At 68.7% G+C, this 21,721-nt stretch carries 22 protein-coding genes; 9 read left to right on the top strand and 13 right to left on the bottom strand.

Annotated features, from left to right (window positions below; all coding sequences use genetic code 11):
* Positions 1-49 precede the first annotated feature (49 nt).
* From fusA to ACG01O_RS13650, 5 genes are all read left to right on the top strand, one after another.
* Entirely contained in the window at positions 50-2,107 is a 2,058-nt protein-coding gene (gene fusA, locus ACG01O_RS13670; protein WP_394385461.1) for an elongation factor G, read from the top strand.
* Positions 2,108-2,173: 66 nt separating this feature from the next.
* Positions 2,174-2,755, top strand: a complete 582-nt coding sequence (locus ACG01O_RS13665; protein ID WP_394385459.1) for a hypothetical protein — start codon at positions 2,174-2,176, stop codon at positions 2,753-2,755.
* A gap of 303 nt (positions 2,756-3,058) precedes the next feature.
* Positions 3,059-3,250 carry a hypothetical protein gene (locus tag ACG01O_RS13660; RefSeq protein WP_394385457.1) on the top strand — a complete coding sequence of 64 codons (192 nt, stop codon included), beginning with the start codon at positions 3,059-3,061 and terminating at the stop codon, positions 3,248-3,250.
* Between the two features lie 79 nt (positions 3,251-3,329).
* Entirely contained in the window at positions 3,330-3,566 is a 237-nt protein-coding gene (locus ACG01O_RS13655; protein ID WP_394385455.1) for a hypothetical protein, read from the top strand.
* A gap of 66 nt (positions 3,567-3,632) precedes the next feature.
* A complete protein-coding gene (locus ACG01O_RS13650) occupies positions 3,633-4,475 on the top strand; it encodes an HDOD domain-containing protein (protein ID WP_394385453.1) in 843 nt (280 codons plus the stop codon).
* 177 nt (positions 4,476-4,652) lie between these two features.
* Here the strand turns inward: ACG01O_RS13650 and ACG01O_RS13645 are convergent, their stop codons facing one another.
* The 3 genes from ACG01O_RS13645 to ACG01O_RS13635 form a co-directional block, all read right to left on the bottom strand.
* Positions 4,653-5,489: a DUF4238 domain-containing protein gene (locus ACG01O_RS13645; RefSeq protein WP_394385650.1), complete on the bottom strand. Its 837-nt coding sequence runs from the start codon at positions 5,487-5,489 to the stop codon at positions 4,653-4,655.
* Between the two features lie 130 nt (positions 5,490-5,619).
* Positions 5,620-6,117 carry a hypothetical protein gene (locus ACG01O_RS13640; RefSeq protein ID WP_394385451.1) on the bottom strand — a complete coding sequence of 166 codons (498 nt, stop codon included), beginning with the start codon at positions 6,115-6,117 and terminating at the stop codon, positions 5,620-5,622.
* Positions 6,118-6,453: 336 nt separating this feature from the next.
* A complete protein-coding gene (locus tag ACG01O_RS13635) occupies positions 6,454-6,936 on the bottom strand; it encodes an Lrp/AsnC family transcriptional regulator (RefSeq protein WP_394385450.1) in 483 nt (160 codons plus the stop codon).
* 119 nt (positions 6,937-7,055) lie between these two features.
* Between ACG01O_RS13635 and hppD the strand changes: the two genes are divergently transcribed.
* Positions 7,056-8,195 carry a 4-hydroxyphenylpyruvate dioxygenase gene (hppD, locus tag ACG01O_RS13630; protein ID WP_394385448.1) on the top strand — a complete coding sequence of 380 codons (1,140 nt, stop codon included), beginning with the start codon at positions 7,056-7,058 and terminating at the stop codon, positions 8,193-8,195.
* Here the strand turns inward: hppD and ACG01O_RS13625 are convergent.
* Entirely contained in the window at positions 8,147-9,031 is an 885-nt protein-coding gene (locus ACG01O_RS13625) for an esterase/lipase family protein (protein WP_394385446.1), read from the bottom strand. The genes hppD and ACG01O_RS13625 overlap by 49 nt on opposite strands.
* Before the next feature lie 35 nt (positions 9,032-9,066).
* Between ACG01O_RS13625 and ACG01O_RS13620 the strand changes: the two genes are divergently transcribed.
* Both ACG01O_RS13620 and ACG01O_RS13615 read left to right on the top strand, forming a co-directional pair.
* Entirely contained in the window at positions 9,067-9,744 is a 678-nt protein-coding gene (locus ACG01O_RS13620; protein WP_394385444.1) for a DUF8198 family protein, read from the top strand.
* Positions 9,745-9,838: 94 nt separating this feature from the next.
* Positions 9,839-11,572: a long-chain-fatty-acid--CoA ligase gene (locus ACG01O_RS13615; RefSeq protein ID WP_394385442.1), complete on the top strand. Its 1,734-nt coding sequence runs from the start codon at positions 9,839-9,841 to the stop codon at positions 11,570-11,572.
* A 154-nt stretch (positions 11,573-11,726) separates the two neighbouring features.
* On the opposite strand, the gene ACG01O_RS13610 is transcribed toward ACG01O_RS13615, so the two are convergent.
* Genes ACG01O_RS13610 through purE form a run of 4 tightly spaced genes read right to left on the bottom strand, consistent with a single transcriptional unit; the run spans position 11,727 to position 15,365 of the window.
* Positions 11,727-12,686 (bottom strand): SGNH/GDSL hydrolase family protein, encoded by a 960-nt coding sequence (locus ACG01O_RS13610; RefSeq protein WP_394385440.1) that lies wholly within the window; start codon positions 12,684-12,686, stop codon positions 11,727-11,729.
* 23 nt (positions 12,687-12,709) lie between these two features.
* Positions 12,710-13,696 carry an L-threonylcarbamoyladenylate synthase gene (locus tag ACG01O_RS13605; RefSeq protein WP_394385438.1) on the bottom strand — a complete coding sequence of 329 codons (987 nt, stop codon included), beginning with the start codon at positions 13,694-13,696 and terminating at the stop codon, positions 12,710-12,712.
* A complete protein-coding gene (locus tag ACG01O_RS13600) occupies positions 13,696-14,859 on the bottom strand; it encodes a 5-(carboxyamino)imidazole ribonucleotide synthase (RefSeq protein ID WP_394385436.1) in 1,164 nt (387 codons plus the stop codon). Before ACG01O_RS13600 ends, ACG01O_RS13605 begins: the two co-directional genes overlap by 1 nt.
* Positions 14,859-15,365, bottom strand: a complete 507-nt coding sequence (gene purE / locus ACG01O_RS13595; protein WP_394385434.1) for a 5-(carboxyamino)imidazole ribonucleotide mutase — start codon at positions 15,363-15,365, stop codon at positions 14,859-14,861. Before purE ends, ACG01O_RS13600 begins: the two co-directional genes overlap by 1 nt.
* An 83-nt stretch (positions 15,366-15,448) precedes the next feature.
* Here purE and ACG01O_RS13590 point away from each other — a divergent pair, with 83 nt between their 5' ends.
* Complete coding sequence (locus ACG01O_RS13590; protein WP_394385432.1) at positions 15,449-16,399, top strand: tetratricopeptide repeat protein; 951 nt, start codon at positions 15,449-15,451, stop codon at positions 16,397-16,399.
* Between the two features lie 56 nt (positions 16,400-16,455).
* Here ACG01O_RS13590 and ACG01O_RS13585 read toward each other — a convergent pair whose 3' ends face one another.
* From ACG01O_RS13585 to dapF, 5 genes are read right to left on the bottom strand one after another with little or no spacing between them, the layout of a single operon-like run.
* On the bottom strand, positions 16,456-17,649 hold the full coding sequence (locus ACG01O_RS13585) for a class I SAM-dependent rRNA methyltransferase (RefSeq protein WP_394385430.1): 1,194 nt from the start codon (positions 17,647-17,649) through the stop codon (positions 16,456-16,458).
* A gap of 42 nt (positions 17,650-17,691) precedes the next feature.
* The gene (locus ACG01O_RS13580; RefSeq protein WP_394385428.1) at positions 17,692-19,203 is read right to left on the bottom strand and encodes a hypothetical protein; all 1,512 of its coding nucleotides are present in this window, start codon (positions 19,201-19,203) and stop codon (positions 17,692-17,694) included.
* The gene (locus ACG01O_RS13575; RefSeq protein WP_394385426.1) at positions 19,200-20,156 is read right to left on the bottom strand and encodes a tyrosine recombinase XerC; all 957 of its coding nucleotides are present in this window, start codon (positions 20,154-20,156) and stop codon (positions 19,200-19,202) included. Before ACG01O_RS13575 ends, ACG01O_RS13580 begins: the two co-directional genes overlap by 4 nt.
* Positions 20,153-20,869 carry a DUF484 family protein gene (locus ACG01O_RS13570; protein WP_394385424.1) on the bottom strand — a complete coding sequence of 239 codons (717 nt, stop codon included), beginning with the start codon at positions 20,867-20,869 and terminating at the stop codon, positions 20,153-20,155. Before ACG01O_RS13570 ends, ACG01O_RS13575 begins: the two co-directional genes overlap by 4 nt.
* On the bottom strand, positions 20,866-21,705 hold the full coding sequence (gene dapF / locus ACG01O_RS13565; protein ID WP_394385422.1) for a diaminopimelate epimerase: 840 nt from the start codon (positions 21,703-21,705) through the stop codon (positions 20,866-20,868). The genes ACG01O_RS13570 and dapF overlap by 4 nt, the downstream gene beginning before the upstream one ends.
* Between the last annotated feature and the right edge of the window lie 16 nt (positions 21,706-21,721).

Genomic DNA, 21,721 nt, shown 5'->3' with positions numbered 1-21,721 from the left:
CCGCGCGGGCCGCGTTCTTCTACGCTGGGCGCCACACCGAGGAGGTCCGATGAGTGCTGAACACGGCCTGGATTCACGCGTGAGCGCCATCCGCACGGTGGCGCTGGTGGGCCCCTCCGGGGCGGGCAAAACGCTGCTGCTGGAGGCCCTGCTGGCCCATGCCGGCGCCATCCCGCAAGCTGGCAGCCTGGAGCGCGGCAACACGGTGAGCGACCACGACCCGCTGGAGAAGCGCCTGGGCCACTCGCTGCAGTCCAGCCTCGCGCACTTCACGCACGGCGGCATTCGCGTGCACGCCATCGACACCCCCGGCGCGCCCGACTTCGTGGGCCAGGCCCTGCCGGCGCTGGAGGCGGCCGACACCGCGCTGGTGGTCATCAACGCACAAAACGGCATCGAGCTGATGGCCCAGCGCCTGCTGACCGCCGCCGGCGAGCGCGGGCTGGCGCGGCTGATCGTCATCAACAAGATCGACGCGCCGGACGCCGACCTGCCCGGCCTGCTGGCCCAGATCCGCTCCGTGTTCGGCCGCGAATGCCTGCCGCTGAACCTGCCGGCCGACGGCGCCCGCCGCGTGGCGGACTGCTTCTTCGCGGCCTCCGGCGACAGCGACTTTTCCAGCGTGGCCGAGGCGCACCGCGCGCTGGTGGAGCAGGTGGTGGAGGTGGACGCCGCGTTCGTGGACCGCTACCTGACCGACGGCGATGTGGACCCGCGCGAACTGCACGCCCCGCTGGAACAGGCGTTGCGCGAGGGTCACCTGATCCCGGTGTGCTTCTGCTCCGCCAAAACCGGCGCCGGCATGGCCGAGTTGCTGGCGGCGATTGAAGCGCTGATGCCCAACCCGGCCGAGGGCAACCCGCCGCCATTTCTGGAGGGCAAGGGCCCCGAGCCCACGCCCTACCCTGCCCGGCCGGACCCCGCCGCCCACGCGCTGGCCCACGTGTTCAAGATCGTGGCCGACCCCTACCTCGGCAAGCTGGGCGTGATGCGCGTGCACCAGGGCCGGGTGGCCAAGGGCGGCCTGCTGTTCGTGGGCCATGCGCGCAAGCCCATCCGCGTGGGACATTTGTTCATGCTGCAAGGCGCCAAGCATGTGGACGTGGACGAAGCCCTGCCCGGCGACCTGTGCGCCGTGGCCAAGGTGGACGACCTGGCGTTCGACGCCGTGCTGCACGACGCGCAGGAGGACGAACACATCTTCCTGCAAGCCCTGGACTTTCCCACGCCCGTGCACGGCCTGGCCATCAGCCCCGCGCGGCGCGGCGACGAGCAAAAGCTCTGGGAGGTGCTGGCCCGGCTGGTGGACGAAGACCCGTGCCTGCGCATCGAGCAGGCCGGAGAAACGCACCAGACCCTGGTCTACGGCCTGGGCGAGTTGCACCTGCGCCTGCTGCTGGAACGCGTGCGCGAGCTGTACAAGGGCGAGGTCGTGACCGAGCCGCCGCGCATTGCCTACCGAGAAACCATCTCGGCCCCGGCCGAAGGCCACTACCGCCACAAGAAGCAAAGCGGCGGCGCGGGGCAGTTCGGCGAGGTCTACCTGCGGGTTGAGCCGCTGGCACGCGGCGCGGGCTTCGAGTTCGTGGACGCGGTGAAGGGCGGCACCATTCCGGGCGCCTTCATGCCCGCTGTGGAGAAGGGCGTGCGCTCAGCGCTGGCCAGCGGCGTGATCGCCGGCCACCCGCTGGTGGACCTGCGCGTGACGGTGTACGACGGCAAGCACCACTCGGTGGACAGCAAGGAAATCGCCTTCGTCACCGCCGGCCGGCGCGCGCTGATGGAAGCCGTGCAGGCCGCCCGACCGATGGTGCTGGAGCCCATCGTGCAAGTGGAGGTGACCGCGCCGGAGCACAGCATTGGCGACATCACCGGCGACCTGGCCTCCCACCGCGGGCAGGTCAACGGCACACGCGCGGCCGTGCCCGGCAGCCTGGTGGTGCAGGGCTTGGCGCCCCTGGCCGAGTTGGCCAGCTACCAGACCCGGCTGAACTCCATGACCGCCGGCCAGGGCCGGTACACGCTGCTGCTGTCGCACTACGAAGCCGTGCCGCCGAACACGCAGGCGGCGCTGGTCAGCGCCTTCCGGGGGCACGAGGACGACTAGCCGGCGCGCAAGCCGCAGTGGCCGCCCTCTCCAAGTGGGATTAACGGCCATTTATCATCCGGCCCCATGTCCCCCGCTCCCCGCGACGTGGCCCAGATCCGTCTGGACAACGCCATGCGGCTGTTCGACGAGTTCGTCCACGCCACCCTGAAGAATCCCGATGCGGCCGCCCTGCGCGGGCTGGAGCGGCGTTTTGCCGAGAAGCTGCAGATCCAGCCCAGCTACTGGAGCCAGATCAAGGGCCGCTCGCGCCAGATCGGAGAACGGCTGGCACGGCAGTTCGAGCAGCTGTGCCACAAGACGCCGGGCTGGATGGACCTGGAGCACGGCGCACCGCCCGCGCCCGCCCCGCTGACCTCCATGGCCGCGGCCATGGGCCACGTGGCCCCGCCGCCCCCCGAGCCCTCGCCCAGCCTGCCGCAGGACGATGACGAGCGCTTCATCGTGGGCCTGGTGTTGACCTACTACCGCCGCCACCCCCAGCGCGCCCGCACCCGGCTGCTGGACCTGCTTGGCGAGGTGCTGACGCCCGAACCCGTGGCGCCACCGCGCGCCGCCCCCAAAGCTGCCCCCAGCCCGCAGGCCGAGTTGGACGAGTGGCGCAAGCTGCAGTCGGGCATCGCCCCGCTCAAACCCAAGAAGCGCTGACCCAGCCCAACGCCACGCGGCGGCATCTCCTTCACCTGGGGGATGCCGCCGCGCTGCGTTGCGCTTGTTGGATAAAAACTGCTTGCGCAAGATCAACGTTTGTTTATCATTTGCGCAAGTTGTGACGGTGCAGTCCCCAAACGTCGCAGCGAGGTTGCACACCAACCCCTGACCCGCCCGGCCCGCTTGTCTCGAGCGCAAGCCCCGGGCACCCCCTGACCCCTTTCGCGCAAACGCCAGGCCCTCCCGGGTCGAGCCGCTGCATGGCCCGCCGCCCGCGAGCGGCTTTCACCGGAGCACTCCATGCCCCAGTTCACCTCTCCCCGCCCGATGCAGCTGAACCTGCGCAAGCCGCGCAATCCGCTCGTCGCGCCGGCCTTGAAACGCACCGCCGGCCGACACGCCAGCCCGCACGACGCCCGCGCCCAGCGCCAGCAAGCCCGCCTGGACTTGCGACGCCTGCTGCGCGAGCGCTTCCCCGACGACAGCCCCTGAAGCCACCGCGCGAACGGCCCCCTCCTCACCACCGATCCATGTGATGAGGGCCGCCGGGCTCGCGCCCAAGGAGACCCTCATGAGATGGATGGAATTGCGCGGCCCCGATGCCGCAGAAACCCACGACGCCTGGGCCCGGCGTTGGAAGCGCCTGCGGCGCGCCGCCCGCGCGCTGCGCCTGGTGTTTTCGCCCGCGCGGCGCCGCCGCAAGGCCGCCGGCCAGCTGGAGTTCTACGCCGAAGCCGGCGCGCCCGAAGGGGCGCTGTATGCCGACGGAACGCTGACCGCCCAGCTGGACGGCGTGCCCAGGCTGTGAACTGAGCCGCAAAACGGGGCCGCCTCTGGCAAGCAGGCGGCCCCACTCAGGCCTAGCATCCGGCCCATGCCCCACCGTTTGCGCCTCACCGCCCCACTGCCCAGCCTTGACGCCTGGGTTGAAGCGTTTGCGCGTGCGGAGATTCCGGTGCTGGCCGAGACCGCCGAGGCGCTGGAGCACATGCGGGCCACCGAAGACGACGTGGACGCCCACAGCCTGGGCGACATGATCTCCACCGACCCGCTGATGACGCTGAAGGTGCTGGTGCACGCCAGCGAACAGCGCCGCAGCCGCAACACCGGCATGCGGGCCGACGCCGAAACCGTGACCGCCGCCCTGGTGATGACCGGCATCTCGCCGTTCTTCCGCGAGTTCGGGCCGCAGCCCACCATGGAAGCCCTGCTGGGCGACAACGACGACGCCTTGATGGGCCTGTCGCGCGTGATGCAACGCGCCGAGCGCGCGTCTCGCTACGCCCTGGGCTTTGCCGCCCACCGCGCCGACCCCGACGCCGCCGTCATCCACAGCGCCGCGCTGCTGCACGACTTCGCCGAAATGCTGCTGTGGCTGCACGCGCCCGCCTTGGCGCTGCAAATTGCCCAACTGCAAGAGGCCGACCGCCACCTGCGCAGCGTGGTGGCGCAGCGGCAGGTGCTGGGCATCACGCTGGCCGAGATCGAGCAAGCGCTGATGAAGCGCTGGCGCCTGCCCGAGCTGCTGACCCGCATCACCAACGACGAAGACGGCCGCGACCCGCAAGTGCGCTGCGTGCAACTGGCCGTGCGCGTGGCCCGCCACACCGCCCGCGGCTGGGACGACGCCGGCGTGCCCGACGACCTGCTGGAAATTGCCCAGCTGCTGAACCTCAGCCCCGAGCACACGCTCAAGCTGCTGCGCGAGTTCGACTGATCGGGCGCGTGGCGCCGGCAAACACTGCGCCTGGCTCGCGACGAACAGGAGCGCCCCCTGAGAAACGCCTCCTGCCTGAGAACCATTTGTGGGAAGGCATTCGCGCATGCATGGAGTTAAGCGCCGCGTCGGCTAAAGGCATCAGAGCCGTCAGGCAGCGGATCACCTGAGAGCACCTCATCGCAACCGGTGATGCTGATGGCTCGGTTTCATAAGAGCCGGAAGTATCCAGGGCGCATTGTCTCGGTCAAACACGTATCGCGTTGCCTTGGCAATAGTTCGGCGATTGACTTCTCTGGCAGCATATGGGCGCGCGGCCACATACAAAGGGTACTTGCTGCGACCGTTAAATGCCCAGAGGGCGACACTTGAGGACAGCGGAACAGTAAGTTCTGAGTCCGGCCGACCAATGCCCTCGCGCTCGAAGAAAAAGACAGGATTGTCCCCAGTGATGTATGGCACTTCCTCGCTAATAAGGAAAGACCAGCTCATATTCAGAAGAGCACGCTCAACGTTCGTACTCTGGTGCGTGGTCAACATCTTCTGCCAGATTTCAACGCCGCCCGTGGAGCCCATGCGATCCACGATTTGATCGGCCTCCTGATGCTTACGAGCAATCAGATCCGCCTGCGCTGGATTTGTCTGCAGGAGATTATCGAGCGCTGCGTGCACCTCAGCTCGGGTTGCTTCGGCTTGGCTTGGCATCAACTGCCGGACAAACTCGCGCGCTCTGGGCACACGCCGCCACAGTGCAACCACATACCGTGCAAGGGCTGACCTTTCGCCAGCACCGAACTGCTTTCTCGCTCGAACAGCATCGAGAACCTCTAACGCTGGATCTTCGACTTGAGTAGCGAGGAATGCTTCTACTTCGCTGCCGTACATGTCAGTTTCGTTCGCCACTGACTTTGGCTGCGAAGGGAACGACCGTCTATCCAGCCTGTCGTGGACCCAAATCCTCTTCTCTCGCACGAAACCGTTTAGGTACTTCTGCGGTAGATAGTGGTGACCCATGAGCTTAGATTTACAGGGCTTTGAAGCGGGATGCAGGTCAGCGGCGACAAATAGTTCGAGCAAAAGCGCCAATGACTATATTCCGCTCGCAGCGGCCAAATTTTGGCTACCCGAGTGAATGAAGGCCAGATTAGCTGACATGGATGATGGACGGTGGGCTGGTAGCCATATCCAAGACTGGAACATTTGAATAACGACGCCAACCATCTTCATGATCGCACAGCGCCTTGTGTTCATCTACCGTGACCACACAGCCAACCGTCTGCTCCAGAATTGTGTCGAGCAACGCGGGGTCTGCAAGGAGGCGCTCGCGATCACGCAAAATTGACTCGGTAACTCGTTTTCGCGGAAAGACATGTTCGTGCTGTATTCGCGCCGTTGATGTCGGCTCACATTGCGCCAACCGAACGACCTCAACACTGCGATAACGAGTCGAGTATTTCCCGTCCGCCTCGGAAATTAGCCACAACACTTCCGACAACATCTTCTTCTTGTGCCTGTGCAGCAGCCGATCGCTTGCAAGAACTAGGTGTGCCAAATGTTTCGCACTGGCAACGATGTCCGCCGCTGCGCTGCTCTGCGTATACGGCTCCAACAACTTTTTTCGGTGTTTCGCAATGGTTTCCATAGAGCAACTTCTATGAGAGTAATTTTCCCGCAAATTCAGCACATCATGCTGAAAAATTCCAGCGATACCCGTCAAACCAACCTCACACGATCCGCAGCAATAGCACGCGCAGCCGAATCAATAGGCTCTTATTACCGGCTTTCACGCTCATGAACGCAGTACGAAGGGCGGCCTTCTGCGCTACGACTCTGCCAGCCGGCGGTAGCCCGTACACAGGGTAACTTCCGTACCGGAAGCCCCTTAGGGTCACGCTGCCCTGTCACCGCTGGCACGAGCAAAACGCGGGCGTTGGTCACGGCTCCACAACTCAGGCACCTTCCACCTGCCACCCACACCTCACACCGGCACCGCCGTCGTGTTCTTCAGCCGCTCCAGCACGAAGCTGGTCTTGCAGTCTTGCACGCTGGGGTGTTTGAGCAGGGTGTCACTGATGAAGCGGGCGTAGTGCTGCATGTCTTGCACCAGCACGCGCAGCAGGTAGTCCATCTCGCCGGTCATGGCGGCGCACTCCACGACCTCGGGCCAGGTTTGCACCGCGGCGCGGAAGAGGTCGCGCGGGTTGCGCAGCGGGTTGTCGGTCTGCTTTTCCAGGCGCACGTTCAGGTAGGCCGTGAGGCCCAGGCCCACGCGCTCGGGCGGCACCAGGGCGACGTAAGACGCAATCACCCCCGCCTCCTCCAGCCGGCGCACGCGGCGCAGCACGGCGGAGGACGACAGGCCGGCCTCGCTGGCGAGGGCGTCGTAGGTGACACGGCCGTCCTGCTGCAAAGCGCGCAGGATGCGGCGGTCGATGGCGTCGAGCTCGATGACAGCGTCCATGCCCGGAATTTTGCAGTTTTCCTGCGTTGAAGGCTTCCCTGGCGCCGTGAATTGCATGAAAGCTGCGCACCGTGCGCCGCAGAATTTTGGGTTTCACGCATCACACGCCGGAGACATCCATGGCCAAGTTCACTCCCTGGGACAACCCCATGGGCACCGACGGTTTCGAGTTCATCGAGTTCGCCGCTCCCGACCCCGCCGCGCTGGGCGAGCTGTTCCGCACGATGGGCTTCACCGCCGTGGCCCGCCACCGCCACAAGAACGTGACGCTGTACCGCCAGGGCGGCGTGAACTTCATCATCAACGCCGAGACCGACTCATTCGCGCAGCGCTTTGCGCGCCTGCACGGCCCGTCCATCTGCGCCATCGCCTTCCGCGTGGACAACGCGGCCCACGCCTACCAACGCGCGCTGGAACTGGGCGCCTGGGGCTTTGACAACAAGGCCGGCCCGATGGAGCTGAACATCCCGGCCATCAAGGGCATCGGCGACTCGCTGATCTACTTTGTGGACCGCTGGCAGGGCAAGGGCGGCGCCAAGCCGGGCGCCATCGGCAACATCAGCATCTACGACGTGGACTTCGTGCCCCTGCTGGACGCTGCCGGCCAGCCGGTGGACCCGAACCCGGTGGGCCACGGTCTGACCGAGATCGACCACCTGACGCACAACGTCTTCCGTGGCCGCATGAAGGAGTGGTCGGAGTTCTACGAGCGCTTCTTTAATTTCCGCGAGGTGCGCTACTTCGACATCGAGGGCAAGCTGACCGGCCTGAAGAGCAAGGCCATGACCAGCCCCTGCGGAAAGATCCGCATCCCGATCAACGAGAGCAGCGACGACAAGAGCCAGATCGCCGAGTACCTGGACCTGTACCACGGCGAAGGCATCCAGCACGTCGCGCTGGGCACCACCAACATCTACCAGTCGGTGCAGGGCATGAAGGACACGGGCGTGGTGTTCCAGGACACCATCGACACCTACTTCGACCTCATCGACAAGCGCCTGCCCCAGCACGGCGAGAACGTGGCCGAGTTGCGCCGCCTGCGCATCCTGATCGACGGCGCCACGCACCTGGGCGCCGACAACGAGCTGCTGCTGCAGATCTTCACGAAGGAAGTGATCGGCCCGATCTTCTTCGAGCTGATTCAGCGCAAGGGCAACGAGGGCTTCGGCGAGGGCAACTTCAAGGCGCTGTTCGAGAGCATCGAGCTCGATCAGATCCGCCGTGGCGTGCTCAAGGATGAGCCGGCCAAGGCCGTCTGAAACAGCGCCCACACCCGCGGGTCGCTCACCAGGCCCACGTGACCCACCGCGTCGATGCGGTGGGCGCTTGACCCCGCCGGCGCGGCGGTGAGCGCCGGCATCACCATCTGGTCGCAGGGCGTCCACACCGCCGTGAGGCGGGGCAGCGGCGGGAGTGCACGGATCCAGTCGCACTGCCAACGCATCTGCCGCGCGTTGTACGCCGGCGAGAGCGCCGCCAGCAGCGTGCCGCCATGCGGCGTGCCCAGGGTGATGACCTGCGGCGCCTCACGCCCGTCCCCACCGTAGCGCCGCCACCAGGCCCGCACCGCCACGCCGCCCATGCTGTGGCACACGATGACCGGCATGCGGCCCGTGGCGGCCACCAGTTGCTGCACCGCCTGCTCCAGCGGCTCGGCGTAGGCGTCGATGCTGCCGAAGGCCGGCTCCAGGCTCGGCGCCACAAAGGCCACGCCGGGCTGCTGGCGCAAACGCGCCATCCACACATTCCAGAACGCCCGATTGCAGCTGAAGCCATGCACCAGCAGCACACCGTGCGTGGCCCCCTGCGCAGGTTCCGGCAGGTGATCCGGCTCGGCGCGGGTGCGCCAGGGCTGGCGCCAGCCGAAGCTCATCTCGGTGGCCACCACCTCGCGCGCCCAGGCCTGCAGCAACTCACCCCAGCGCGGTGCGTGCGCGCCACGGTTGATCCAGCGCAGCACCGCGAACGACGGCAGCAGCGACAGTGGGTACACCCACGCCGCCACCAGCCCCCAGCCCCACCCGAAATGCCACCCGATCGCCGCGGCGCCCAGCCACCGCACCCAGAACCAGACCCGCTGAAGACGTGCATTCATCGGATCAGTGTAGGCAGCGAAAATCGACCCTCGCGATGGACGACCTGACCGCCGAATCTCTGCTGAACGAACTGCGCGCCGTGGACGCCGAGCGGGCCCGGCGGACGGCGGACGCGTCGCTGGACGCGCGGGTGCAGGCCCTCAAGACCTGGCAGCAGCGCCGCTTTGCGGACACCTACGCCGACCTGTTGGCCCACCCGCGCTACGAAGCCGCCACGCAGTTCTTCCTGCAGGAGCTGTACGGCCCGCAGGATTACCGGCAGCGCGATGCGCAGTTCGCCCGCGTCATCCCGACGCTGACCCGGCTATTCCCCGACGAGGTGGTGGACACCGTGGCCAAGCTGGCCCGGCTGCACGCGCTGTCCGAGCGGCTGGACACCTGCATGGCCGAGCACCTGCCCTCGCCGGCGGTCGACACCGCGGCCTACGGCGCGGCCTGGCGGGCCTGCGGCGAGCCGGCCTCGCGCCAGCAGCAGATCGACCTGACCCTGGCGGTGGGCCAGGCGCTGGACCGCCTGACGCGCAAGCCGCTGCTGCGGCAGAGCCTGCGGCTGATGCGCGGCCCGGCGCAGATGGCGGGCCTGGGCGCGCTGCAGCACTTCCTGGAAACCGGCTTCGACACCTTTCGCGCGATGCGCGGCGCGAATGAGTTCCTGGAAACGGTTCGCCAGCGCGAGGACGCCCTGGCCCGGGCGTTGTTTGCCGGCGTCTGAAAACGTTGTCGCGATCGCGACGTAGGGCAAGTCCCCTAGCCGGGTGACACGCCGGCCACCAACATCAGCGACCTTCTCCCGCCGAGGCCTGCCGATGACCGCCGCCACCCTGGATGACGCCCCTGCGCTGACCGCCCGCACCAAGCCCTGGCTGGCCAGCTACCCGGCCGGCGTTCCGGCCGAGATCGACACCAGCGTCTACAACTCCTTGGTGGACCTGCTGAACGAGGCCTTCCGCAAGCATGCCCAGCGTGACGCAGCGATCTGCATGGGCCAGCGCATGCGCTTTTCGGAGCTGGACCAACTGTCGGCCCAGCTCGGCGCTTGGCTGCAGGCCCAGGGCCTGAAGCAGGGCGACCGGGTCGCAATCATGATGCCCAACCTGCTGCAGTACGGGGTGGCGATTGCGGCCATCCTGCGCGCGGGCTTCGTGGTGGTGAACGTGAACCCGCTGTACACGCCGCGGGAGCTGGAACATCAGCTGAAGGACTCGGGCGCCCGCGCCATCGTCGTGCTGGAGAACTTTGCGCACACGCTGGAAGAGGTCATTGCCAACACCGACGTGAAGCACGTGGTGCTGGCGTCCATGGGCGACCTGCTGAACTGGTGGAAGGGCCCGCTGATCAACTTCGCGGTGCGGCACCTGAAGAAGATGGTGCCCGAGTTCCGCCTGCCCGTGGGCGAGGGCCGCACCGTGGTGCGCTTCAACGAGGCGCTGCGGCACGGCGAGCGGCTGACGCTCAAGAAGCCCGAACTCGGCCCTGAGGACGTGGCCTTCCTGCAGTACACCGGCGGCACGACCGGCGTCTCCAAGGGCGCCACGCTGCTGCACCGCAACATCGTGGCCAACATCCTGCAGGTGGAAGCCTGGTTCCAGCCCATGCTGGCCAAGCTCCCCCAGGACATGCAGTTCACCAACGTCTGCGCCCTGCCGCTGTATCACATCTTTGCGTTGACGGCCTGCTTCATGCTGGGCGCCCGCATGGGTCATCTCAACATCCTGGTGCCCAACCCGCGCGACATCCCCGGCTTCATTGAGACGCTGCGCGGCCACAAGATCCACATCTTCCCGGCCGTCAACACGCTGTTCAACGCGCTGGCCAACGAGCCGGGCTTTGCACGGCTGGATTTCTCCGAACTCGTCATCTCCAACGGCGGCGGCATGGCCGTGCAGCAGGCCACGGCCGAGAAGTGGTTGAAGGTGACCGGCTGCCCGGTGGTGGAGGGCTACGGCCTGTCAGAAACCTCGCCGGCCGCCACCATCAACCCGCTGGACCTTCGCGTGTTCAACGGCAGCATCGGCCTGCCCGTGCCGGGCACCGAAATCGCCATCCGCGACGACGACGGCCGGGACGTCGCCATTGGCGAGCGCGGCGAGATCTGCATTCGCGGCCCGCAGGTCATGGCCGGCTACTGGAAGCGGCCGGACGAAACCGCCAACGTCATGTGCGCCGACGGCTACTTCAAGAGCGGTGACATCGGCATCATGGACGAGCGCGGCTACGTGCGCATCGTGGACCGCAAGAAGGACATGATCCTCGTCAGCGGCTTCAACGTGTACCCGACCGAGATCGAGCAGGTGGTGAACCTGCACCCGGGCGTGCTGGAGTGCGCGGCGGTGGGCATCCCGGACGCCAAGTCCGGCGAAGCGGTGAAGCTGTTCGTGGTCAAGAGCGACCCGGCGCTGGCCGAGGAAGACCTGGCCACCTACTGCGCCCAGCAGATGACGGCCTACAAGCGGCCCAAGTTCATCGAGTTCCGCGACGAACTGCCCAAGAGCAACGTCGGCAAGATCCTGCGCAGAGAACTGCGCACCCACACGGCCTGAGCGGTCGCCGGCGGCTGCAAGCCGGCCGGCGCCTTCGAGATTCGACCGGCTCCCGCCGCGCCGCCCGCGGTGGGCAACGCGGCGTAGGCCTCAACGGCCTCAACGGCCTCCACGGCCGATAGACCGTCGAGGCCGGTCGTCGGGCGGGCCTCGGTCAGAACGGGTTGTTGCGGGCGCGGCTCAGCGCCAGCGTGCCGATGCGCTGCTGCGCCGTCGGGCCCAACAGGGTGTCGCCCGCCCACAGCCATTGCGTCGCGCTGGCGTCGGCGGTGAGGGTGTCCGACGTGCAGTCTTGTGCGGCCACTTCGGTCCGGCAGGCGGCCGTGGTGACGTTGGTGTAGCCGAACGCCGTCGGGAAGCGGGCGATCTGCTGGATGCTTTCGTCCACCAGGATCAGGCCGATCAAGCGACCGTCGTTGATCAGGTTCAGGCGCAGAGCGGTGTTGAAGGCCGCACTCAGGTCGTCCAGGAACAGCGCACGGTCGATGTCGGTCTGTTGCAGCTTTTCCTTCTGGGCGAAGGGGGTCAGGCCCACGTCGAAGATGGTGGACACGATGACGCGGCCGTTGGCGTTGGCCACGCGGTTGGCTTGATCGGCCAGCAGCTTGCCGCGCGCCTTGGCCTCGTTGATCAGCGAGTCGCGGCTCTGCGCCGGGAACTGGCGGTAGAGCTCGAGGATGTCGTTCACACCCACCATGATGGCCACCAAGTCCTTGGGGCCGAAGTTGTCGTTGGACAGGTACTGGTCCATCTTGTCGCGCACGTCCGCCACCTTGGCGCCGGCCGTGGCGTACATCAGGCCCTGCGGCAGCGCGACGAAGTCGGTGTTGCACTGCGAGTAGACGAAGCCGAAACCGCTGGCCAGGATTTGCGACCAGTTCGGGTTGAGCTTGCAGTCCACCAGCTTGGTGTCGACGTTCAGGCCGTTGATGCCGTACTTCTTGCCGCTTTGCAGGATGGCGCCGCTTTCGTCGCCGAACGCAATGATCCGCTTCGGTGCAAACGGGTCGATCTGCTGGGTGCTGCCACCCCCGCAGCCCGCCAGCAGCGCCGCGGCTGCCACCGTGGCCAGAGCCAGGCTGCGCTTCAATTTCTGGGAGACAACACGTTGCATGACGATCAACTCAGGGACAAAACTCAATCGGTGAAGGCCGCAGCGGCCCGGCTGAGCCGGTCGCGCACGCCATCCCAGGCGGCGTCGCGGGGCGGCGCCTCGACCCAGATTTCACGGGCGCCGGCCGCATCCAGGGCCCGCAGCACCGCAAACAATTCGTGGGCCGCTGCCGCCGGGTCGGCCGGCAGGGCCTGCCAATGCCAGGCCGGCAGTTGGGCGCGTGAATATACCGCCAGCCCCTCGACGGCCCCGCTGGCCGCCGCCGCAGCGAAACGTAAAGCCAGCGCGTCCGCCGCCAGCAGCCGCACCCGCGCCCGCGGGGCGTAGTGCGCCGCCAGCGTGCCCGAGGCCTTGGGCGCTGCCGCATCGGGCTCCACAAGGGTCTCGCCCAGCGCGGCTTCGATGCGCTCGCGGCTGATCAACCCCGGGCGCAGCAACGCCGGCCGCTCGCGGCTGCAATCCACGATGCTGGACTCGATGCCCACATCGCAGGCGCCACCATCCAGCACCATCAGTTCAGGGCCGAACTCTTCCACCACATGCCGCGCCAGCGTGGGGCTGACACGCCCGAACCGGTTGGCGCTCGGTGCGGCCACGCCTTGCACGCCCAGTTCACGCGCAGCGGCCAGCACCGCGCGCGCCACCGGGTGGGCCGGTGCCCGCACGGCCACCGTGGCATGCCCACCGGCCGCCGCCTCGGCCATGCCCGGCCGGCGCGGCACGATGACCGTGAGCGGTCCGGGCCAGAAGGCGTCCATCAAACGGCGGGCCCGCTCGGGCAGCGACACCGCGAACGGCTCGGCCCCCGCCGCGTCCAGCACATGGACGATGAGCGGGTGATCGCTCGGCCGGCCCTTGGCGGCAAAGATCTTGGCGACGGCCGTGTCCTGGTCGGCCCGCGCGGCCAGGCCGTAGACCGTTTCGGTCGGCAACCCCAGCAACTCGCCGTCGGCCAGGCGCTGGGCGGCGGCCTGAACGGCTGCGGGGTCGGACCCAGGCAGGTTCAGCATCAGAAGTCGGCGGGCAGGCCCAGCAGCACCGCCGCCTCGCGCGCCACTGCACGTGCGGCGTCCGGCGTGTCGGCGGTGATGTTGAGGTGGCCCATCTTGCGCCCGCGGCGGGCCTCGGCCTTGCCGTACAGGTGCAGGTGCGTGCCGGGCAACGCCAGCACACGGTCCCACGGCGGGGTGCGGGCGTCGTCACCGGCGGGGAACCACAAGTCGCCCAGCAGGTTGAGCATGACGCTGGCGGAATGCTGGCGCGGCTCGGGCAGCGGCAGGCCGGCCAGTGCGCGCACCTGCATCTCGAACTGCGACACGCTGGCGCCGTTCATCGTCCAGTGGCCGCTGTTGTGCGGGCGCGGTGCCATCTCGTTGACCACCAGGCGGCCGTCGTCCAGCCAGAAGAACTCGATGCACAGCACGCCCACGTAGCCCAGCGCCTGCACCACCTGCCGGGCCGCGGCCACGGCGGCGGCTTGCACGTCGGCAGGCACGGCCGGCGCCGGCACTTCGGTCACGGCCAGGATGCCGGCCCGGTGCAAGTTCTGCTGCACGGGGTAGTTCACCACCTGGCCATCGGACCCGCGCGCCACCAGCACGCTCACTTCGGCCCGCAGCGGCAGCAGTTGTTCCAGCACGCAGGGCACGCGCTTCAGGTCGTCCCAGGCGGCGGCCAGCTCGGCCGGCGTGCGCACGCGCACCTGGCCCTTGCCGTCGTAGCCCATGCGGCTGGTCTTGAGGATGCCCGGCAGCAGCGCCGGGTCCACGCCGGCCAGCTCGATCTCGTTCGTGATGACGGCATGCGGCGCGCAGGCCACGCCGGCGGCCTCGAAGTGGGCCTTCTCCACCGCGCGGTCCTGGCACACGGCCACGGCCGCCGCGGCGGGCGCCACCACGCGCATGCCGGCCAGGGTTTCCAGCGCCAGGGCAGGCACGTTCTCGAATTCGGTGGTGATGGCGTCGCAGTCGCGCGCCATCTGGGCCAGACCCACCGGGTCGAGGTAGTCGGCCTTCACATGCGACTCGGCCACGGCGCCGGCCGGGCTGATGGCGTCGGGATCCAGCACCACGCAGCGGTAGCCCAGCGCCTGGGCGGCGTGCACGAACATGCGGCCCAACTGGCCGCCCCCCAGCACCCCCAGCGTCGCCTGGCCCGGCAGCAGCGCCGCCATCAGGTCAGCTCCGCCGTCATGGCCTGGGCCGCGGCCGTCTGCCGGGCGCGGAAGGCATCCAGCTGCGCCAGCAAGGCCGGGTTGCCGGTGGCCAGCATGGCCACGGCGAACAGCGCCGCGTTGGCCGCACCGGCGGTGCCGATGGCGAAGGTGGCCACCGGGATGCCCTTGGGCATTTGCACGATGGAGTGCAGCGAGTCCACGCCCTGCAGATGGCGGCTGGCCACCGGCACGCCCAGCACGGGCACCGTGGTCTTGGCGGCCACCATGCCGGGCAGGTGGGCGGCACCGCCGGCGCCGGCGATGATCGCTTTCAGGCCTCGGCCGCTGGCGGCCTCGGCGTAGGCAAACATCTCGTCCGGCATGCGGTGGGCCGACACGACGCGTGCCTCGAAGGGCACACCGAACTCGGTCAGAATCGCGGCCGCCTGCTTCATCGTCTCCCAGTCACTGCTGGAGCCCATGACGATGCCGATGACGGCGTCGGGGTTCTGGGGGGCTGACATGGACAAAGCGCGCTCCGAGACTCAGAAAAGCCTTGAATTGTAGAAGCCGAGGCTCCACCTCCTTCTCAGCTCCCTTTGTTGCCATGATCGACATCACCCTCCAGAACTTCGAAGCCGAACTCATCCTGGCGTCTCAAGAGCGTCCGGTGCTGCTGGACATCTGGGCCCCCTGGTGCGGCCCCTGCCGCACGCTGGGCCCCATCCTGGAGAAGCTGGAGGCCGAATACGGCGGCCGCTTCACGCTGGCCAAGCTCAACAGCGACGAGGTGCCCGAGATCGCCACGCAGCTGAGCCAGATGTTCAACGTGCGCTCCATCCCGTTCTGCGTGATGTTTGCGGGCGGGCAGCCGGTGGACGGTTTCCTGGGCGCGATTCCCGAGTCGCAGATCCGCGAGTTCCTGGACAAGCACGTGCCGCCCGGTGAGGCGCTGGAAGCCGCTGCCGACGTGGAAGACGCCGAGGCCCTGATGGCCCAGGGCGATGAAGACGCCGCGCTGACCAAGCTGGCCCACGCCGTGCACACCGACCCGGCCAACGACACCGCGCGATTCGACTACGTGAAGGCCTTGCTGGAGCGCGGCCACCTCTCGGAGGCACGCGAGGCGTTCGCCCCGGTCGCCGCCAAGGCGGCCGACACGCTCGTGCCCTCGCCGCGCCTGGCGGCCCTGGCCACCTGGCTGGCCGCGTTCGACGCCAGCGCCGGTGCTGACCCGGCCGCGCTGCAAGCAGCCATTGCCGCGAACAAGCGCGATTTCGACGCCCGCCTGGCCCTGGCCCAAACCCACCTGGCCGGCCAGCGCTTCACGGAAGCGATGGACGAACTGCTGGAAATCATCATGCGCGACAAGGCCTGGAAGGACCAGGTCGCGCGCAAGACCTACGTGGCCATCCTGGAGTTGCTGACCAAACCGGCGCCCAAGCCCGCCGCCGAAGCCAAGAGCGGCACGCTGGAAATTGCCGGCAAGGCCGCCGTGGTGCACAGCGACCCGCTGATCGACAGCTACCGCCGCAAGCTGTCGATGGCGCTCTTCTGAAGCGCCAGGGACTGAACCGCCGATGACACCCGGCGGGCGGCGCCTGCTGCGCCGCGTCAGCGCTTGAGGATGCCCAAGCCCTTGAGGTAGTCGCCTTCAGGGAAACGCACCGTCTGCGGGTGATCGGCCGCGGCGCACAGGCGCTCGATGATGTAGCCGTCCACGCCCGCGTCCAGGCCCGCGCCGGCCACGATCTTGTGGAACAGGTCCGGCGCAATGCCGCCGGAGCACGAGAAGGTGTACAGCAGCCCGCCGTCGTTCAAGAGCATGAAGGCCAGGCGGTTGATGTCCTTGTAGGCCCGGGCAGCCCGTTCCGCGTGCGCCGCCGTGGGGGCGAATTTGGGCGGGTCCAGCACGATGGCGTCAAAGCGCTGGCCTTCGGCCAGGCAGCGGCGCAGCGTGGCGTTGACGTCGGCGTCCCAGGCCTCGTGGCGGGCCGCGTCGAAACCGTTCAGCGCCACATGGGCCTGCGCACGCGCCAGCGCCGGGGCCGAGGAATCCACACTGATCACCCGCTGGGCCCCGCCAGCCAGCGCGGCCACCGAGAAGCCGCCGGTGTAGCTGAAGCAGTTCAGCACGGTCTGGCAGCCGTAGTGCCGCACCGCATCGGCAAAGCGCTTGCGGCTGTCGCGCTGGTCCAGGTAGTAGCCGGTCTTGTGGCCTTCGGCCACGTCGAGCGTGAGCTGCCAGTCGTGTTCCTGGATGGTCAGGGCCGTCTCGCCCGCATCGTTCGCGCCTTGGCGCAGCCAGCCGGTCTTCACCGGCAGGCCTTCCCACTCGCGGGCCTGGGCGTCCGAGCGCTCGTACAGGCGCGTCAGGCCGGTGGCGGCGATCAGCGCGTCCGCAATCACCGGCTTCCAGCGCTCCACACCCGCACTGGTGAACTGCGCCACCAGCGTGTCGACGTACCGGTCGACGATCAAGCCGGGCAGGCCGTCGGCCTCGCCGTGGATGAGGCGCACCGCATTCGACGCGACCGGCAGCCGGGCGCGAAACGCCAGCGCCTGCGCGATGCGGCGCTGGAAGAAGGCGGCGTCGATGCGCTCGGCCTCGTCAAAGCTCCAGGCCCGCAGGCGGATCTGCGACTGCGGGCTGAACGCGGCCCAGGCGAGGAACTGGCCGTCGGCCGACTCCACGCGCACGGTTTCGCCCGCATCGCCGCCGCCACGGGCCACGGAGCTTTCAAACACCCAGGGGTGGCGCTTGACCAACGAGCGTTCCTTGCCCGGGCGGAGGGTGATCTTCTTCATCGACAAATCTCTTCAAAGGGGCGCTGAGCGCCGGCGCGGCGCTCAGCGCTGCAGCGTGCCGTAGGCGTAGCTCAGCGACAAGTGGGTCAGCGGGGTGGATTGAGTGTGGCCGCGCAGCGTGTGGAATTCGCCCACGCCGCCGCGCAGCGACAGCCGCTCGCTGAGCGGCCACTGGGCCCACAGCTCGGCCTGCGTGACGGCGCCACCGCCCACCCAGACGCCCCCGCCCCCCGCGGCGCCCACCAGCCATTCGCCCCCCACGCGCACGCCACGCCACAGCGGGTCGCTCTGCACGCCGAGGCCGAAGAGGCCGAAGGAATAGGCTCCGGCACTGCCGGCCGCCGCGCTGCCGGCCTGGGCCGTGCCGTAGACACGCGGCGAGAACTCGCGCGACATGCGCACCGCCAGGTGCGTGACACCCTCGACGCGACCGTCCTTGAAGCGCATGCGCGGCAGGTACTGCGCACTGGCGCCCAACTGCTGCACCCGCACGACGCCGCCGGTTTCGTCCACGAACGCGGCCGGTGCACGGTCCAGCGGCATGGCCAGCACGAGGCGCGCGTAGGGGGCGCGGTAGCCGCCGCTGAGCGCATGGGTGTAGCCGGTGTCCAGGCGCAGGCTGGGGCCCCAGGGCGTGAGCCACCGCACCGTGGGCCCGGCACGCAACAGCACGCCGCTGCCGGTGTCCACATTGCCGCCGCCGCCCAGGCCCGCGCCCAGCTGGCCGCCCGCGCGCAGGCGGGGCGAACCGAACAGGGGCCAGTCCTGGCCGATCTGGCCCAGCACTTCCATGTAGCCGTCCGCGCCGCCTTGGGCTGCGCCGGCGGCCTCGATGCCCCACCAGCTGCCGTCCACGATGTACTGGCGCAACTCGGCACCCGCCCGGCCGATGCGACGCACCAGCGGGGCGCCGCTGCGGTCGCGGCTGCTGCCGCTGGGCTTTTCGTAGCCACCGGTCAGCGCAATCTCGTCAAAGCCCAGGCCGGTGCGCTGCGTGGCACGGCCTCGCCGGCCGGCGTCTTCCGGTGCAAAGCTCGGGAAGTCCATCGCCCGGCCGAGCGTGAAGCTCAGGCCCACGCCGCTCTTCACGTTGCCGCCGGGGAAGCGGATCTGCGACAAGCCGACACCGCTGTACCAGGCACCGGTTTCGGTGCGCAGCGACAGTTCGGGCCTGAGCATCAAGCCGCCGCCGAAACGCAGCTGCTGGCTGGACAGCCCGCCGCCCGCGCCCACGTACAGGCTGGCCGCCAGGTGGGTCTGGCTGCTCAGGCGCCAACGGCGCTGGCCGGTGAAGCCCACCGTGAAGATGCCGCCGTAGTTGCCCTTGGCCGCGCCGTACACGCCGGGGCCAAAGCCCCAGTCGTCGTCCAGGGCCATCAGGTAGTTGATGGAGGCGAACGCGGTGCGGCCGCCGTCGGGCATCTTCATGCGCGTCCAGTTGCCTTCCACAGCGGCCGGGCGCAGGGCCTGGATGCGCGCGAATGGCGCATCGTCGGGCGTGGCGCCGGCTGATGTCGCCAGCAAGGCCGTCAGGGCAGCAAGTCGGAATCTCATTTTTTTGCGCGCGGGTGAGCGGCGTCGTAGATGCGCGCCAGGTGTTGGTGGTCCAGCTGCGTGTAGACCTGGGTGGTGGTGATGTGGGCGTGGCCCAGCAGTTCCTGCACGGCGCGCAGGTCGCCGCTGGACTGCAGCAGGTGCGACGCAAAGCTGTGCCGCAGCATGTGCGGGTGCACGTGGGCCGGACTGCCGGCTGCCACCGCGCGGGCTGCCAGCCGCTGGCGCATCACCGAGGCCGCCAGGCGGTGACCGCGTGCGCCCACGAAGAGTGCCACCTCGCCCGGCGCGGCCCGCTGGTCACGCACCTCCAGCCACGCCTGCACGGCCTGCGCGGCCGCGCGCCCGAGCGGCGTGGAGCGGCGCTTGCCGCCCTTGCCCAGCACATGCACTTCGCCGGCTTGCAGATCCACCCAGCCGGCCGCGCTGGTGCTGGCTTGCGCGTCCAGGCCGATCAACTCGGCCGCGCGCAGGCCGGCGCCGTACAGCAGCTCCACCACCGCGCGGTCCTGCAGTTCGGCCAGGGCATCGGCCGGCGCGGCTTCGACATGGCTGGCCAGTTGCACGGCATCGTCCACGCCCAGCGCCTTGGGCAGCGGCTTGGGCGCCTTGGGCGCGCGCAGGCCATCAAACGGATTCACGGCCACGCGGCCCTGGCGGCCCAGCCAGCGGTAGGCGCTGCGCCAAATGGACAGCAGCAGCGCGATGGACTTCGGGGCCAGCCCCTCGCGGTGCAGCTGCGCCGCCAGCCGCCGGGCCTGGGCCAGCGACAGGGTGCGCAACTCCAGCGCCCCGTCCAGCAGCAGCGCCTGCAAGCGCGCCAGGCCGTCGGTGTAGAGCGTGAGCGTGCGCGGGCTCAGGCGTTGTTGAACGCGGGCGTGGCGCAGGTAGTCCTCGAAGTCCGCCGGCAGAGCCAGGGCTTCGGGTTCGACGCTGACGCCCGCGGCGGTCATGCCTGGGCCAGCAGCCCCGTCAGGCCCGCGCTGGCGATCTCGCCGACGCGGGTCAGGAAGTCGGTGCCCATCTCGGCGGTGTAGCGCGTGGGGTCGGGCGAGCCGAGCACCAGCAGGCCGAACGGCTTGCCGTCTTGTGCATTCGCCTGGCTCAGCGGAATCAGCGCGAGCGACGTGGCCGTGCCGCCGCTTTCCGACAGGCCCAGCCAGCGCGCGGCCTCGAAGCCCGAGTTCACGCCGCAGTAGGGTTGGCTGAGGCTGGACGCAAAGCTCTTCACATCGGCGCTGACCGAGGCCGCGAACTCAGCCGACTCGTACGCCGGCGCCACGCCCCACAGGCGCAGGCTGGCCTGCGGGATCATGAACTGGTGGCGCAACTCGTGCAGCAGCACGCCGGGCAGCTCCGCCGGCGTGCCAGCCGCACGCATGACGGCCAGCGTCCAGCGGTGCAGGCGGTCGGCAATGGCCACGTTGTCCTGGCCGTTGCGGATCATGTCGATGAGGCGCTGCTCCAGGCCCTTGATCTTGTCGCGCAGCATCTCGGCCTGGCGCTCTTGCAGCGACACGGCACGCGTGCCGTGCGGGTGCTGCAGTTGGACCGTGGCGAGCAACGCCGCGTGGCGCTCGAAGAAGCCGGGCGTGGCCGCCAGGTAGTTGGCGATGTCGGTTTCGGTGATGCCTTGCACCGCGTCCGCGGCTGGGTTGGAACTCACAGCTCGATCTCTCCGTCAAAAACTTTCACAGCGGGGCCGGTCATCAGCACCGGGCTGTCGCCTCCGGCCCACTCGATGCGCAGTTGGCCGCCGCGGGTTTGCACCTCCACGGCCGAATCCAGCCAACCGGCGCGGATGCCCACCACCACGGCCGCGCAAGCGCCCGTGCCGCAGGCCAGCGTTTCGCCCGCGTCGCGCTCGTACACCCGAAGGGCGATGCGGTCGCGCGCCAGCACCTGCAGGAAGCCGGCATTCACGCGCCGCGCGAAGCGGGCGTGGCCTTCGATCCGCGGGCCGAGTGTTGCCACCGGCGCGGTGGCCACATCGGCCACGCGCTGCACGGCGTGCGGGTTGCCCATGGACACGACACCCAGCTCCACCCCTTCCACCGGCCACAGCTCGAAGCCGTGTTCCAGGCGCGGCACGAGGCCGGCGGGGTCGAACGGCAAGGCCGCCGGCTCAAACACCGGCGCACCCATGTTGACCGTCACGCGGCCATCGTCCTGCAACATGAGCCGCAGCCGGCGGTTCAGGGTGTCGACATGGATCTCGCGCTTGTCGGTGAGCCCCGCGTCCACCACGTAGCGCACGAAGCAGCGCGAGCCGTTGCCGCAGTGCTCCACCTCGGCCCCGGTGTTGTTGAAGATGCGGTAGCGGAAGTCAGCGCCGGCGTCGGTGCTGGGCTCGATCACCAGGATCTGGTCGCAGCCCACGCCAAAGCGGCGGTCGCCGAGGTGACGCATCTGCTCGGGCGTGAGCGTCAGGGGCTGCTTCGTGGCGTCGATGACGACGAAGTCATTCCCCGCGCCGTGCATCTTGGTGAAACGCAATCTCATGTCAGTCCCGCCCGGC

Source organism: Pelomonas baiyunensis (assembly GCF_043555935.1).
Taxonomy (GTDB): domain Bacteria; phylum Pseudomonadota; class Gammaproteobacteria; order Burkholderiales; family Burkholderiaceae_C; genus Pelomonas; species Pelomonas baiyunensis.
Note: the sequence above shows the minus strand (reverse complement) of the source record. Positions and strands in the feature narration are given on the sequence as shown.

Bases quoted from the DNA above. Each gene is read 5' to 3' on its own strand.
- ACG01O_RS13600 (WP_394385436.1), bottom strand. From the start codon at position 14,859: ATGGCGGCGCTGCTGCCGGGCCAGGCGACGCTGGGGGTGCTGGGGGGC.
- ACG01O_RS13615 (WP_394385442.1), top strand. From the start codon at position 9,839: ATGACCGCCGCCACCCTGGATGACGCCCCTGCGCTGACCGCCCGCACC.
- ACG01O_RS13610 (WP_394385440.1), bottom strand. From the start codon at position 12,686: ATGCAACGTGTTGTCTCCCAGAAATTGAAGCGCAGCCTGGCTCTGGCC.
- ACG01O_RS13660 (WP_394385457.1), top strand. From the start codon at position 3,059: ATGCCCCAGTTCACCTCTCCCCGCCCGATGCAGCTGAACCTGCGCAAG.
- ACG01O_RS13655 (WP_394385455.1), top strand. From the start codon at position 3,330: ATGAGATGGATGGAATTGCGCGGCCCCGATGCCGCAGAAACCCACGAC.
- hppD (WP_394385448.1), top strand. From the start codon at position 7,056: ATGGCCAAGTTCACTCCCTGGGACAACCCCATGGGCACCGACGGTTTC.
- ACG01O_RS13650 (WP_394385453.1), top strand. From the start codon at position 3,633: ATGCCCCACCGTTTGCGCCTCACCGCCCCACTGCCCAGCCTTGACGCC.
- ACG01O_RS13645 (WP_394385650.1), bottom strand. From the start codon at position 5,489: ATGGGTCACCACTATCTACCGCAGAAGTACCTAAACGGTTTCGTGCGA.
- ACG01O_RS13605 (WP_394385438.1), bottom strand. From the start codon at position 13,696: ATGCTGAACCTGCCTGGGTCCGACCCCGCAGCCGTTCAGGCCGCCGCC.
- ACG01O_RS13620 (WP_394385444.1), top strand. From the start codon at position 9,067: ATGGACGACCTGACCGCCGAATCTCTGCTGAACGAACTGCGCGCCGTG.
- ACG01O_RS13585 (WP_394385430.1), bottom strand. From the start codon at position 17,649: ATGAAGAAGATCACCCTCCGCCCGGGCAAGGAACGCTCGTTGGTCAAG.
- ACG01O_RS13625 (WP_394385446.1), bottom strand. From the start codon at position 9,031: ATGAATGCACGTCTTCAGCGGGTCTGGTTCTGGGTGCGGTGGCTGGGC.
- dapF (WP_394385422.1), bottom strand. From the start codon at position 21,705: ATGAGATTGCGTTTCACCAAGATGCACGGCGCGGGGAATGACTTCGTC.
- ACG01O_RS13580 (WP_394385428.1), bottom strand. From the start codon at position 19,203: ATGAGATTCCGACTTGCTGCCCTGACGGCCTTGCTGGCGACATCAGCC.
- ACG01O_RS13665 (WP_394385459.1), top strand. From the start codon at position 2,174: ATGTCCCCCGCTCCCCGCGACGTGGCCCAGATCCGTCTGGACAACGCC.
- fusA (WP_394385461.1), top strand. From the start codon at position 50: ATGAGTGCTGAACACGGCCTGGATTCACGCGTGAGCGCCATCCGCACG.
- ACG01O_RS13590 (WP_394385432.1), top strand. From the start codon at position 15,449: ATGATCGACATCACCCTCCAGAACTTCGAAGCCGAACTCATCCTGGCG.
- purE (WP_394385434.1), bottom strand. From the start codon at position 15,365: ATGTCAGCCCCCCAGAACCCCGACGCCGTCATCGGCATCGTCATGGGC.
- ACG01O_RS13640 (WP_394385451.1), bottom strand. From the start codon at position 6,117: ATGGAAACCATTGCGAAACACCGAAAAAAGTTGTTGGAGCCGTATACG.
- ACG01O_RS13575 (WP_394385426.1), bottom strand. From the start codon at position 20,156: ATGACCGCCGCGGGCGTCAGCGTCGAACCCGAAGCCCTGGCTCTGCCG.
- ACG01O_RS13635 (WP_394385450.1), bottom strand. From the start codon at position 6,936: ATGGACGCTGTCATCGAGCTCGACGCCATCGACCGCCGCATCCTGCGC.